Genomic DNA, 12,684 nt, shown 5'->3' on the forward strand with positions numbered 1-12,684 from the left:
ACATGGCCTCCATTTCGTTTTTTCTTAGTGTAGCGTCGGTTTACGCACTTCCGGCGCGGTCGGCTGTTGGCGAGTGAAAGTGTCATGACATAACAGCGCCGCAACACGGACATATTCGATGATCTCTTCGAGCGACATCTCCAGCTCTTCCTGATCTTCGCTCTCATCATAACCAAGCTGCGCAATATTACGCAGGTCGTCAATCGCTTCACCCGTTTCGCCGGTGACTTTATCAAGTTTAGGCTGCGTTACGCCGAGGCCAAGCAAAAAGTGGTTAACCCACCCGGCTAATGCATCAGCGCGATCGAATACGCTGACATCGTCGCCTTCAGGCAGATAAAGCTGAAAAAGAAAGCCGTCGTCTTCCAGCGCGTCGCTGGTCGCCGCGTGCATTTTGCGCAGCGCCTGAGCAAGCTCATGCCCGAAGGCCAGACCTTCGTTCGTCAGGTCGTGCAACAGCGGCTGCCATGAGCTGTCGTTGTTGCCGCCGCAAATCATCCCGCTGATTAAACCATGCATTTCAGCCGGGGTCAGACCGGCCCCTTGTTGATTCAAAAACCGGTTCATTTCGTTGTAACCAGGCATTTCGTTCTGTATAGACATAAGCATTCGTCATCAAAGGGAGGATATTCATGATATGCTACCACTTTGGACCCTGGTGAACCAGAAAAGGGCTTGTATCTTCACACCAGGGTAGCTATAGTGTCGCCCCTTCGCGGACCCTGGGTCTGGAGACGAAGGCAGCGCAGTCAATCAGCAGGAAGGTGGCATGTCTGCACAACCCGTCGATATCCAAATATTTGGCCGTTCACTGCGAGTGAATTGCCCGCCTGACCAAAGGGATGCGTTGAATCAGGCTGCGGACGATCTGAATCAGCGGTTGCAAGATCTGAAAGTTCGCACTAGAGTCACAAATACTGAGCAGTTGGTTTTCATTGCCGCATTGAATATCAGCTATGAGTTAACTCAGGAAAAAGCGAAGACCCGCGATTACGCGGCGAGCATGGAACAACGTATTCGGATGCTACAACAGACCATCGAACAGGCGTTGCTTGATCAAGGTCGCATAACCGAAAAAACGGGCCAAAACTTTGAATAACACTTTTCGCTTTACTATGGTAAAGTGATTGTGAAAACAGAATTTCTCTGAGATGTTTGCAAGCGGGCCAGTCCCCTGAGCCGATATTTCATACCACAAGAATGTGGCGCTCCGCGGTTGGTGAGCATGCTCGGTTCGTCCGAGAAGCCTTAAAACTGTGACGACACATTCACCTTGAACCAAGGGTTCAAGGGTTACAGCCTGCGGCGGCATCTCGGAGATTCCCCTTCTGACTGGCGACAGCCATGACGCAACTTCCCGAACTCTCTTTATCACGACAAGAAATCCGCCGAATGATTCGGCAACGTCGCCGTGCGCTAACGCCAGAGCAGCAACGCCGCTTTGGTCAACAGGCCGCCGCCCGAATGCTCAGCTTTCCTCCCGTCGTGATGGCGCACACTGTCGCCGTGTTTCTCTCCTTTGATGGCGAACTCGACACCCAGCCGCTGATAGAACAGCTATGGCAATCGGGCAAGCGCGTCTACCTTCCGGTTCTTCATCCCTTCAGCCCTGGCAACCTCCTGTTCCTGCACTATCATCCGCAGAGTGCGCTGGTGACCAACCGCTTAAAGATCCGGGAGCCACGGCTTGATGTCCGCGACGTATTGCCGCTGGCAAAGCTGGATGTGCTGGTAACGCCGTTAGTGGCGTTTGACGAAGGCGGGCAGCGCCTGGGGATGGGCGGCGGATTTTATGACCGTACGTTGCAAAACTGGCAGCAGCATAAGATTCTACCTGTGGGCTACGCGCATGATTGCCAGTTAGTAGAAAAACTGCCGGTTGAAGAGTGGGATATCCCGCTGCCTGCGGTGGTGACGCCGTCCAAAATTTGGGAGTGGTAGCCGTGTTTTTTCGATTGACAGCGTCGCTTTTTTGACCTAAATTTCTCGGTGAAGGGTGAGGGAGGCGAACCTCCCTCCTGCGTACTCACTGTTAATATGCTGGGCAAGCGATGATTAACAGGATCAGCAGCATGATGACGTATCTCATCATCGTCCCTTTCCTTTTTAGAGCCCCTGCCTCGGTAGGGGCTTTCCCGTTTCAGCGCTATGCTGAGCCCTTATCGTAAATTCCTTTTATTGCTGTACAACACGCAACGCTGCCTTTAATTACCAATTGCGGCAAGGCTCGAAAACAGAATGTATGCGTTACACGAAGAGATGTTGAGGCAGGGAAACCAGAGAAAGGATGGGCAGGTCATCTCCTGCCCATTTAGAGGAAATTAGTACAGCAGACGGGCGCGAATGGTGCCCGGAATCGCCTTCATCGCCAGCAGCGCTTTCTCCGCCACATCGCCATCGGCTTCTATATCAATTACCACATACCCCATTCGGGCGGAGGTTTGCAGATACTGCGCGGCAATGTTAACGCCCTGCTCGGCAAAGATCTGGTTAAGCGCGGTCAATACACCTGGGCGGTTTTCGTGGATGTGCATCAGGCGACGACCACCGTGCAGCGGCAGCGACACTTCCGGGAAGTTCACGGCGGAAAGCGTCGAGCCGTTATCCGAATACTTAATCAGTTTTCCTGCGACTTCCAGACCGATGTTTTCTTGCGCCTCCTGCGTCGAGCCGCCGATATGCGGCGTCAGGATCACGTTATCGAATTCGCACAGCGGAGAGGTAAACGGATCGCTATTAGTGGCCGGTTCCGTCGGGAAGACGTCGATAGCCGCCCCCGCCAGATGTTTCGTCGCCAGCGCGTCGCACAAAGCCGGGATATCCACTACCGTACCGCGCGCGGCGTTAATCAGCAGCGAACCCGGCTTCATCAGGGCAATCTCTTTTGCGCCCATCATGTTTTTGGTGGAGGCGTTTTCAGGTACGTGCAGACTGACCACATCGCTCATATTCAGCAATTCAGACAGGTGCTGCACCTGAGTTGCGTTACCAAGCGGCAGTTTATTTTCAATATCATAGAAATAGACATGCATCCCCAGCGATTCCGCCAGAATGCCCAACTGCGTTCCGATATGGCCGTAACCGATAATGCCAAGCTTTTTACCGCGCGCTTCGAACGATCCCGCCGCCAGTTTATTCCATACGCCGCGGTGCGCTTTGGCGTTCGCTTCCGGCACGCCGCGCAGCAGCAGCAATAGCTCGCCAATCACCAGCTCCGCCACGGAACGGGTATTCGAGAATGGCGCGTTAAAGACCGGAATACCGCGCTTTGCCGCCGCATTTAAATCCACCTGGTTGGTGCCGATGCAAAAACAGCCAATCGCCACCAGCTTCTCTGCGGCGTTAATCACTTCTTCTGTCAGATGAGTACGGGATCGCAGACCGATGAAGTGGGCATCGCGGATGGACGCTTTCAACTGTTCAGCGTCCAGCGCGCCCTTGTGATATTCAATGTTGGTGTAACCTGCCGCACGAAGGCTTTCCAGCGCCTTTTGATGCACCCCTTCAACCAGCAGAAATTTAATTTTATCTTTCTCCAGCGATACCTTTGCCATTTCCCCGATCCTGTCTTTTTTTGCCATCTGATGTTGTGTGTGGATTTGCATCCGTCCTTCAACATATCAAAAAAAATTATCACGGCAATATGAACGTTTGCGCCAGCGTCGTGAAGGAATCGCATACAGCGGGAAATAGCAGATGAAAATACCGGGAATAACTTTTTCTTTGGAGGGATCGGCAGGGCAAACGATTAAACGTGATACATGTCACCAAATTTGCCCTGACCGAATTTTTTACGCGGCAGGAAATACGCCTGGCGGGATCATTTTACGATGGTTTTCACCCCGTCCGGCGTGCCGATCAGTGCGACATCGGCGCCACGGTTGGCGAACAACCCTACGGTCACGACGCCTGGAATCGCGTTAATGGCGTTTTCCAGCGCGATGGGATCAAGGATTTCCATCCCATAAACATCCAGAATCACGTTGCCGTTATCCGTGACCACGTTCTGACGGTACTCCGGACGCCCGCCCAGCTTCACCAGTTGACGAGCGACCGCGCTGCGCGCCATCGGAATCACTTCGACCGGCAACGGGAATTTGCCAAGAATATCCACCTGTTTAGAGGCATCCGCAATACAGATAAATTTCTCCGCCACGGAAGCAATAATTTTCTCACGGGTTAATGCCGCGCCGCCGCCTTTGATCATCTGCATATGACCGTTGATTTCGTCCGCGCCATCGACATAGATACCCAGGCTATCCACTTCGTTGAGATCAAACACATGAATACCGAGGCCTTTGAGTTTTTCAGTCGAGGCGTCCGAGCTGGAGACCGCGCCTTCAATCTGGCCTTTCATTGTGCCCAGCGCATCAATAAAGTGTGCGGCCGTTGAGCCTGTACCAACGCCCACAATGGTGCCGGGCTGTACATACTGAAGTGCCGCCCATCCTACCGCTTTTTTCAGTTCATCCTGCGTCATAGATCGTTTCGCCTGTGGTGTGAAAATACAGCCGCATTATAGAACATTGTCGGGAAAAATCTCCGTGTCCGTACACAGGCTACGGATTTCATCTGTACCGACGGCAAATTTATGTCATAGTGCGGAAAAAAATAACAGGAGCATGACACAACAATGAAACGTCCGGACTACAGAACACTACAGGCGCTGGATGCCGTTATACGTGAACGAGGATTCGAGCGCGCCGCCCAGAAGCTGTGCATCACACAATCCGCCGTCTCACAGCGCATAAAACAGCTTGAGAATATGTTCGGACAACCGTTGTTGGTGCGTACCGTTCCTCCTCGCCCCACGGAGCAAGGGCAAAAATTACTGGCTCTGCTGCGTCAGGTTGAACTGCTGGAAGAAGAGTGGCTGGGCGATGAACAAACCGGCTCTACACCGCTGCTGCTGTCGCTGGCGGTTAACGCCGATAGTCTGGCGACCTGGCTGCTTCCGGCGCTGGCGCCGGTGCTGGCGGACTCCCCTATCCGTCTCAATTTACAGGTGGAAGATGAAACGCGCACGCAAGAACGTCTGCGGCGCGGCGAGGTGGTGGGCGCGGTGAGTATTCAGCATCAGGCGCTGCCCAGCTGCCTGGTAGACAAACTGGGCGCACTCGACTATCTGTTTGTCGCGTCAAAGCCGTTTGCCGAGCGCTATTTCCCCAATGGCGTTACCCGGTCGTCGCTGCTGAAAGCGCCCGCCGTCGCGTTCGACCATCTGGATGATATGCATCAGGCCTTTTTGCAACAGAATTTCGATCTACCGCCCGGCAGCGTGCCGTGCCATATCGTTAATTCATCCGAAGCGTTTGTACAGCTTGCGCGTCAGGGCACGACCTGCTGCATGATCCCTCACCTGCAGATTGAGAAAGAGCTGGAAAGCGGCGAGTTGATCAACTTAACGCCTGGTTTGCTACAGCGCCGGATGCTTTACTGGCACCGCTTTGCCCCGGAAAGCCGAATGATGCGCAAAGTGACCGACGCGCTGCTGGAGTACGGGCACAAGGTGCTGCGTCAGGATTAGCCTCTCAATGAATGCCGGATGGCGGCGTGAACGTCTTATCCGGCCTGCATGACCCATTATTCCCCCGTCGCTTCTTTGAAATTCATCACAAAATCATTGCGTTCAGGCGGCAAAAAACGAGAACACCGGGAGAAAACGCGGCCTGGAAGCGCCCAGGCCGGGCGAGATTACTGCGTGCTGGCGGCCGTTGTCGACGTCTGCCCTGTTCCAGGTTCAAGCTGGAATACCACATCGACCTGATCGTCGAACTGAATGGTCGGCTGCTCGTAAGTTTCCTGCGCGGATACCGGCGCAGCATCTGCGGCTTTCATCATTCGCACCACCGGACTCGGCTGATAATTAGAGACATGGTAACGAACGCTGTAAACCGGCCCCAATTTGCTGTTAAAACCGGCTGCCAGCGCTTGCGCCTGATGAATCGCGTCATCAATGGCGGCTTTGCGGGCCTTGTCTTTATAGGCGTCCGGTTGCGCCACGCCCAGCGATACCGAACGAATCTCGTTCAGACCCGCCTTCAGCGCGCCGTCCAGCAGCGAATTGAGTTTATCTAACTGACGCAGCGTCACTTCAACGGTTCGCACCGCGCGATACCCTTTCAGAATGCTTTTACCGTTTTGGTAATCATAATCCGGCTGCGTGCGCAGATTCGCCGCGCTAATGTCTTTTTTCGCAATCTGATTTTGCTCAAGGAAGGAAAGATATTGCGCCACGCGCTCATCGGCCTGCTTCTTCGCCGTCGCCGCATCCTTCGCCGCGACGTTCACTTCAATCGCTAAGGTGGCGATATCAGGCACAGCATCGACGCTTGCCGTACCGGAAGTCACGATGTGCGGGCCTTCCGGCAATTCGCTTGCCTGCGCCGACATTGCACTTAAACCCACTAATGCCGCCAGGGCCATCACTTTGAACTTCACAGTCTCTCCTCCATATTGCAGTCATTGCCCTGATATACAGGGCGCATGCAGGCAAGCTTAGCGGATATCGGCCTGTTGTCCATCAGACAACGCTTAGTTGAAAAGCGCGTGCATATGCGCGACGCCTTCCCGCGCCAGTTGGAAGGCGATAAGCCACATCACCACCCCAACCAGAATGTTGATAATGCGTTGAGCTTTCGCCGTACGCAGTCGAGGCGCAAGCCAGGCCGCCAGTAGCGCTAACCCAAAAAACCATAAGAACGACGCGCTAATCGTGCCGAGAGCAAACCAGCGCTTTGGCTCCATAGCCAGTTGCCCGCCGAGACTGCCCAACACGACAAACGTATCCAGATAAACGTGCGGATTCAGCCACGTTACCGCCAGCATCGTAGCAATAATTTTCCAGCGCCCCTGCTTCATAACCTCGGCGCTGGCCAGCTCCAGATTACTGCTCATTGCCGTTTTCAGCGCGCCAAAACCGTACCATAACAAGAACGCGACCCCGCCCCATGTGACCAGCGCCAGCAGCCATGGCGACTGCATCAGCAACGCGCTACCGCCAAAAATACCGGCGCTAATCAGGACTAAATCACTTAACGCGCAAAGCAGCGCTATCATGAGGTGGTACTGGCGACGGATTCCCTGATTCATCACAAACGCATTTTGCGGGCCAAGCGGAAGGATCATGGCGGCGCCAAGGGCAAACCCTTGAAAATAATAAGATATCACGTTAACTACCCTGAGCTGTTTTTCTTAAAGGCAGACTATAGCGCGGGAATATTATTAGCGGAAATTGATAATTTTAATCACTAATAAGAAAAGCTAATGAAGAGACTGAATAACGGATGGCGGCTACGCTTATCCGCTCAATAACCAGAGAATACTGGAGGCGGATAAGCGCAGCGCCGGCAGGCAGCGCGGGAGAAAAATTACTCCGCGGCGTTATCTTTCACACGTTTAAAATTGACGTCCATCTGCGGGTACGGGAAGCTAATACCAGCGGCGTCGAATTCACGTTTAATACGTTCCAGCACGTCCCAGTAGACATTTTGCAGGTCGCTGCTTTTACTCCAGACACGCACCACAAAATTAATTGATGAGGCGCCCAGCTCATTCAAACGTACCGTCATTTCGCGATCTTTTAAAATACGATCGTCGGACTCGATAATCGTGGTTAGCAGCTGTTTCACCTGATCGATATCCGAATCGTAGGCCACCCCAATAATGAATTCGTTACGGCGAACCGGCTCACGAGAATAGTTGATGATATTTCCCGCGATAATTTTGCCATTCGGAATCACAATAATTTTGCCGTCTACCGCGCGCATTGTCGTGGAAAAGATTTGCACGTTCAGTACCGTACCGGCAACGCCGCCCAAATCGACATACTCACCGGCGCGGAACGGACGGAACATAACCAGCAATACCCCAGCCGCAAGGTTAGAAAGCGATCCCTGTAATGCCAGGCCAACGGCTAAACCGGCGGCGCCCAGTACGGCAATAACCGAGGCGGTTTGAACCCCCACGCGACCCAGAGCCGCAATCAGCGTAAAAGCGATAACCCCATAGCGCACCAGCGCAGAAAGAAAGTCGGCCACTGTCGCATCAATATGACGCGCACGCATCAGACGATTTACCGTATTGGAGATCACGCGCGCTACAATCAAGCCGATGATGATAATAGCGATAGCCGCAACAATATTCACAGCATAGCTGAGCAATAACGCCTGGTTGCGTACCAGCCAGGTGCCCGCACCATTTATGCTGTCGACAACATTCAAATCTTCCATTCAATATTCCTTGGTCATAGCAAAACAAGCAAATGAGATCATTCTCACGAAAAGAACTTTTTAAAGGTAAACAAAAACAGAGGAATATGCCATTTTTCGGCATCATCCCAAAAAAGGCAGGTACACTGTGAGTTGGCCGGATGAAAGCGTTAACGCCGCTCTCCGGAAATAACGATAAAAAAATGGCTTCCCGAGGGAAGCCATTTTAATCAACAGACTACATTACAGAACGTCAATCGCGTTCAGTTCTTTAAATGCTTTTTCCAGACGAGCGATCATCGAAGTCTGGCCAGCACGCAGCCATACGCGTGGGTCATAGTATTTCTTGTTCGGCTGATCTTCGCCTTTCGGGTTGCCCAGCTGACCTTGCAGATACGCTTCGTTTTCTTTGTAGTAGTTCAGAACACCTTCCCAGGTTGCCCATTGGGTATCGGTATCGATGTTCATTTTCACTACGCCGTAGCTTACGGAGTCTTTGATTTCCTGAGCGGTAGAACCGGAACCACCGTGGAAAACGAAATTCAGGCTATTGTGCGGCAGGTTGTGTTTCTTAGAAACATAGTCCTGAGAATCACGCAGAATGGTCGGGGTCAGAACCACGTTACCCGGCTTGTAAACGCCGTGTACGTTACCGAAGGAAGCGGCAATGGTGAAACGCGGGCTGATTTTGCTCAGCTCAGTGTACGCGTAATCAACATCTTCCGGCTGGGTGTACAGGGCAGAAGCGTCCATGTGGCTGTTGTCCACGCCGTCTTCTTCGCCACCGGTGCAACCCAGTTCGATTTCCAGAGTCATGCCAATTTTGGACATGCGCGCCAGGTATTTGGAGCAGATTTCGATGTTTTCGTGCAGAGACTCTTCAGACAGGTCGATCATGTGAGAAGAGAACAGCGGTTTACCGGTCGCTGCGAAGTGTTTTTCACCCGCGTCCAGCAGACCGTCGATCCACGGCAGCAGTTTCTTGGCGCAGTGGTCAGTGTGCAGGATAACCGGAACACCGTAGTGCTCAGCCATCTGGTGAACGTGATGCGCGCCAGAGATAGCGCCCAGGATTGCCGCGCCCTGAGGTACGTCAGTTTTCACGCCTTTACCCGCGATGAAGGAAGCGCCGCCGTTGGAGAACTGAACGATGACCGGCGCTTTAACTTTTGCAGCGGTTTCCAGAACAGCGTTGATGGAATCAGTGCCCACGCAGTTAACTGCCGGCAGAGCAAAATTGTTTTCTTTTGCTACCTGGAACACTTTCTGTACGTCATCACCAGTGATCACGCCTGGTTTTACGAAATCAAAAATTTTAGACATGTTTCGTTGTCCTGTATCGTCGGGCTTTGGGAAAAAACACGGGCCGCCCTGAATGTCAGATCGGCAATAAATCAACGGGCAGGAATCCCTGCCCGTAACGATTACTTCTTAGCGCGCTCTTCGAGCATCGCTACGGCTGGCAGAACTTTACCTTCCACGAATTCGAGGAATGCGCCGCCGCCAGTAGAAATGTAGGAAATTTTGTCAGCAATGCCGAACAGGTCGATTGCCGCCAGGGTGTCGCCGCCGCCAGCGATGGAAAACGCTTCGCTATCAGCGATGGCATTTGCCACGATTTCAGTCCCTTTACGGAAGTTCGGGAACTCAAACACACCAACCGGGCCGTTCCACAGAATGGTTTTGGCATTCTTGAGGATTTCAGCCAGCTGCTGAGCGGAAGCATCGCCGATATCCAGGATCTGCTCGTCTTCTTTCACGTCGTTAACGGATTTCAGAGTCGCCGGTGCGGTTTCGGAGAACTCGGTGGCAACGCGAACATCGGTCGGAACCGGGATATCGCAAGTGGTCAGCAGACGTTTTGCTTCGTCAACCAGGTCAGCTTCGTACAGGGATTTACCGACGCTGTGGCCCTGAGCGGCAACGAAGGTATTGGCGATACCGCCGCCGACAATCAGCTGGTCAGCGATTTTAGACAGGGAATCCAGAACGGTCAGTTTGGTAGATACTTTAGAACCACCAACGATAGCCACCATCGGACGAGCCGGCTCTTTCAGCGCTTTACCCAGCGCATCCAGTTCAGCGGCCAGCAGCGGGCCTGCGCACGCGACGTCAGCAAATTTGCCGATACCGTGGGTAGAAGCCTGCGCGCGGTGCGCAGTACCAAAGGCGTCCATCACGAATACGTCACACAGGGCGGCATATTTTTTAGACAGCGCTTCGTCGTCTTTCTTTTCGCCTTTGTTAAAGCGAACGTTTTCCAGAACCACCAGCTCACCTTCGGCCACGTCAACGCCGTCCAGGTAATCTTTGACCAGGCGAACCGGGTTAGACAGTTTGTCTTTCAGGTAGTTAACAACCGGCAGCAGAGAGAATTCTTCGTTGTACTCGCCTTCGGTAGGACGACCCAGGTGGGAAGTTACCATCACTTTCGCGCCCTGTTTCAGAGCCAGTTCGATGGTCGGCAGAGAGGCGCGGATACGCGCGTCGCTGGTCACTTTCCCTTCTTTAACAGGTACGTTCAGATCCGCACGGATAAAAACGCGTTTCCCGGCCAGATCCAGATCGGTCATCTTAATTACAGACATGGTGAATCCTCTCAATGATGCTTAAAGTTTTGTCGACGCTGACGCGTCGAGCCTGAAACCAACTGCGGCCATCGCTAACGTGGTGTCGAGCATCCTGTTAGCAAAGCCCCATTCATTATCGCACCAGACCAGCGTCTTGATCAGGTGGGCGCCACTGACCCGGGTTTGCGTGCCATCAACAATGGCGCTGTGCGGGTCGTGGTTAAAATCTATCGAGACCAACGGTGATTCCGTATAGTCAACTATACCATGAAATGCACCTTGTGCTGCTTTTTGCAGCAACTGGTTGACTTCACTGGCTTTTACTGGTTTTTTCACCGTCACGCTTAAATCGATCGCCGTCACATTAATGGTTGGAACGCGCACGGCAATCGCCTCAAAACGATCGTTAAACTGCGGGAATATACGCGTAATACCTGCCGCCAGTTTCGTATCTACCGGGATAATCGACTGGCTGGCCGCGCGCGTGCGCCGTAGATCGGAGTGATACGCGTCGATCACCTGCTGATCGTTCATCGCGGAGTGGATCGTCGTGACGGTACCAGACTCGATGCCGTAAGCATCATCCAACAATTTAATGACGGGGATTATGCAATTCGTGGTACAGGACGCGTTTGAGACAATACGATGTTCCGCACGCAGTTGATTCTGGTTCACGCCAAAAACGACGGTGGCGTCAAGATCGTTGCTGCCCGGATGAGAAAAGAGCACTTTCTTCGCGCCAGCGGCAATATGCGCCTCGCCATGCTCCCGGCTGCCATATACGCCCGTACAATCCAACACGACATCCACGCCCAGTTCGCGCCACGGCAGATCCGCCAGCGTTCGTTCATGCAGAATACGAATGACATCGTCGCCGACAAAAAGCTGCTCGCGCTCGTGGCGAACCTCCCATGCAAAACGCCCGTGGCTGGTATCGTATTTCAACAAATGCGCCATGCCTGCGGCATCCGCCAGCTCGTTGATGGCCACCACGGTAATTTCCGCCCGACGTCCGGATTCATACAAAGCACGAACCACGTTACGCCCGATGCGACCAAAGCCATTAATCGCTATGCGTACGGTCATAGGTCTCCTGCAAGGCTATCCCGATTCAGATGAGGCTGACAGAGTAATGCAGCTCATCGTCGAGTAAAACCTCACCTGTCGCAAACTGCGACTGATTGGTTAATTGTCGAACATTTAATTAACTGAAACGCTTCAGCTAGAATAAGCGAAACGGGGAATAAAAGGAATGTTTGTCCAGTCGAAGAAGACAGTTATCTGACCTGCATCACATTTCATGGCCGCTTACGCTGCAATTTATTCCATATTTAAGAATCACCAGTACATCCGTCAGATCTTTTCATCGCCGCGTCACAAATACTGATTTATATCAGAAAGCGCTGCCGCCAGCGTCTATATTATCAGCGCCACGTCCGAGTCTCGGAGTCCTGTAACGATGACTGTATCTCACCACAATGCCTCTACAGCGCGCTTTTACGCGCTTCGTCTGCTTCCCGGCCAGGAAGTGTTTTCCCAATTACACGCCTTTGTGCAACAGAACCAATTACATGCCGCCTGGATTGCAGGGTGTACCGGCAGTCTGGCCGATGTTGCGCTGCGTTATGCCGGGCAAGATGCGACCACATCGCTCACCGGCACGTTTGAAGTTATCTCGCTAAACGGCACGCTTGAATTGACCGGCGAGCATCTACATCTCGCGGTATCAGATCCCTACGGAGCCATGCTCGGCGGCCATATGATGCCAGGGTGTACCGTGCGTACCACGCTGGAACTGGTTATCGGCGAGCTACCAGCGCTGACGTTCAGCCGTCAACCGTGCGCCATTTCCGGTTATGACGAACTGCATATTTCTTCCCGTTAATTGACGACTCTTTAAGAGG

General features: G+C 53.0%; 13 protein-coding genes and 1 other RNA gene. 5 read left to right on the top strand and 9 right to left on the bottom strand.

From position 1 onward, the window contains the following. Positions 1-24 precede the first annotated feature (24 nt). Complete coding sequence (locus ACLJRE_RS01750) at positions 25-603, bottom strand: YecA family protein (RefSeq protein ID WP_000027236.1); 579 nt, start codon at positions 601-603, stop codon at positions 25-27. Positions 604-769: 166 nt separating this feature from the next. Here ACLJRE_RS01750 and zapA point away from each other — a divergent pair, with 166 nt between their 5' ends. The 3 genes from zapA to ACLJRE_RS01765 all read left to right on the top strand — a co-directional run bounded on the left by zapA (position 770) and on the right by ACLJRE_RS01765 (position 1,941). Beyond that, complete coding sequence (gene zapA, locus ACLJRE_RS01755; RefSeq protein ID WP_001276011.1) at positions 770-1,099, top strand: cell division protein ZapA; 330 nt, start codon at positions 770-772, stop codon at positions 1,097-1,099. 41 nt (positions 1,100-1,140) lie between these two features. After that, positions 1,141-1,324: non-coding RNA, 6S RNA (ssrS, locus tag ACLJRE_RS01760), on the top strand. A gap of 20 nt (positions 1,325-1,344) precedes the next feature. After that, a complete protein-coding gene (locus tag ACLJRE_RS01765) occupies positions 1,345-1,941 on the top strand; it encodes a 5-formyltetrahydrofolate cyclo-ligase (RefSeq protein WP_031610677.1) in 597 nt (198 codons plus the stop codon). Between the two features lie 380 nt (positions 1,942-2,321). On the opposite strand, the gene serA is transcribed toward ACLJRE_RS01765, so the two are convergent. Then, positions 2,322-3,554 (bottom strand): phosphoglycerate dehydrogenase, encoded by a 1,233-nt coding sequence (gene serA, locus ACLJRE_RS01770; RefSeq protein ID WP_001151627.1) that lies wholly within the window; start codon positions 3,552-3,554, stop codon positions 2,322-2,324. Between the two features lie 266 nt (positions 3,555-3,820). Then, positions 3,821-4,480, bottom strand: coding sequence for a ribose-5-phosphate isomerase RpiA (rpiA, locus tag ACLJRE_RS01775; RefSeq protein ID WP_000189741.1), 660 nt, complete (start codon positions 4,478-4,480; stop codon positions 3,821-3,823). Positions 4,481-4,633: 153 nt separating this feature from the next. On the opposite strand from rpiA, the gene argP reads away from it, so the two are divergent. Beyond that, on the top strand, positions 4,634-5,527 hold the full coding sequence (argP, locus tag ACLJRE_RS01780; RefSeq protein WP_000828345.1) for a DNA-binding transcriptional regulator ArgP: 894 nt from the start codon (positions 4,634-4,636) through the stop codon (positions 5,525-5,527). 167 nt (positions 5,528-5,694) lie between these two features. Here the strand turns inward: argP and ACLJRE_RS01785 are convergent, their stop codons facing one another. The 6 genes from ACLJRE_RS01785 to epd form a co-directional block, all read right to left on the bottom strand. Further along, positions 5,695-6,441, bottom strand: coding sequence for an oxidative stress defense protein (locus ACLJRE_RS01785; RefSeq protein WP_000669854.1), 747 nt, complete (start codon positions 6,439-6,441; stop codon positions 5,695-5,697). A 93-nt stretch (positions 6,442-6,534) separates the two neighbouring features. Next, positions 6,535-7,170, bottom strand: a complete 636-nt coding sequence (gene argO, locus ACLJRE_RS01790; protein ID WP_000626863.1) for an arginine exporter ArgO — start codon at positions 7,168-7,170, stop codon at positions 6,535-6,537. Positions 7,171-7,370: 200 nt separating this feature from the next. Next, positions 7,371-8,231 carry a small-conductance mechanosensitive channel MscS gene (locus ACLJRE_RS01795; RefSeq protein ID WP_000389833.1) on the bottom strand — a complete coding sequence of 287 codons (861 nt, stop codon included), beginning with the start codon at positions 8,229-8,231 and terminating at the stop codon, positions 7,371-7,373. 222 nt (positions 8,232-8,453) lie between these two features. Beyond that, entirely contained in the window at positions 8,454-9,533 is a 1,080-nt protein-coding gene (fbaA, locus tag ACLJRE_RS01800) for a class II fructose-bisphosphate aldolase (RefSeq protein ID WP_000034386.1), read from the bottom strand. 101 nt (positions 9,534-9,634) lie between these two features. Beyond that, a complete protein-coding gene (pgk, locus tag ACLJRE_RS01805; RefSeq protein WP_000111274.1) occupies positions 9,635-10,798 on the bottom strand; it encodes a phosphoglycerate kinase in 1,164 nt (387 codons plus the stop codon). Positions 10,799-10,819: 21 nt separating this feature from the next. Next, positions 10,820-11,866 (bottom strand): erythrose-4-phosphate dehydrogenase, encoded by a 1,047-nt coding sequence (gene epd / locus ACLJRE_RS01810; RefSeq protein ID WP_000218344.1) that lies wholly within the window; start codon positions 11,864-11,866, stop codon positions 10,820-10,822. A gap of 373 nt (positions 11,867-12,239) precedes the next feature. Between epd and ACLJRE_RS01815 the strand changes: the two genes are divergently transcribed. Further along, complete coding sequence (locus ACLJRE_RS01815; protein ID WP_000218561.1) at positions 12,240-12,665, top strand: PPC domain-containing DNA-binding protein; 426 nt, start codon at positions 12,240-12,242, stop codon at positions 12,663-12,665. Positions 12,666-12,684 lie beyond the last annotated feature (19 nt).

It is taken from the genome of Salmonella sp. SAL04157, from assembly GCF_046551635.1.
Taxonomy (GTDB): domain Bacteria; phylum Pseudomonadota; class Gammaproteobacteria; order Enterobacterales; family Enterobacteriaceae; genus Salmonella; species Salmonella enterica.

What these genes read in the sequence shown, in the direction of transcription:
- ACLJRE_RS01765 (WP_031610677.1), top strand. Translation starts at nt 1,345, where the DNA reads ATGACGCAACTTCCCGAACTCTCTTTATCACGACAAGAAATCCGCCGA.
- serA (WP_001151627.1), bottom strand. Translation starts at nt 3,554, where the DNA reads ATGGCAAAGGTATCGCTGGAGAAAGATAAAATTAAATTTCTGCTGGTT.
- ACLJRE_RS01815 (WP_000218561.1), top strand. Translation starts at nt 12,240, where the DNA reads ATGACTGTATCTCACCACAATGCCTCTACAGCGCGCTTTTACGCGCTT.
- ACLJRE_RS01750 (WP_000027236.1), bottom strand. Translation starts at nt 603, where the DNA reads ATGTCTATACAGAACGAAATGCCTGGTTACAACGAAATGAACCGGTTT.
- epd (WP_000218344.1), bottom strand. Translation starts at nt 11,866, where the DNA reads ATGACCGTACGCATAGCGATTAATGGCTTTGGTCGCATCGGGCGTAAC.
- pgk (WP_000111274.1), bottom strand. Translation starts at nt 10,798, where the DNA reads ATGTCTGTAATTAAGATGACCGATCTGGATCTGGCCGGGAAACGCGTT.
- argP (WP_000828345.1), top strand. Translation starts at nt 4,634, where the DNA reads ATGAAACGTCCGGACTACAGAACACTACAGGCGCTGGATGCCGTTATA.
- fbaA (WP_000034386.1), bottom strand. Translation starts at nt 9,533, where the DNA reads ATGTCTAAAATTTTTGATTTCGTAAAACCAGGCGTGATCACTGGTGAT.
- rpiA (WP_000189741.1), bottom strand. Translation starts at nt 4,480, where the DNA reads ATGACGCAGGATGAACTGAAAAAAGCGGTAGGATGGGCGGCACTTCAG.
- zapA (WP_001276011.1), top strand. Translation starts at nt 770, where the DNA reads ATGTCTGCACAACCCGTCGATATCCAAATATTTGGCCGTTCACTGCGA.
- ACLJRE_RS01795 (WP_000389833.1), bottom strand. Translation starts at nt 8,231, where the DNA reads ATGGAAGATTTGAATGTTGTCGACAGCATAAATGGTGCGGGCACCTGG.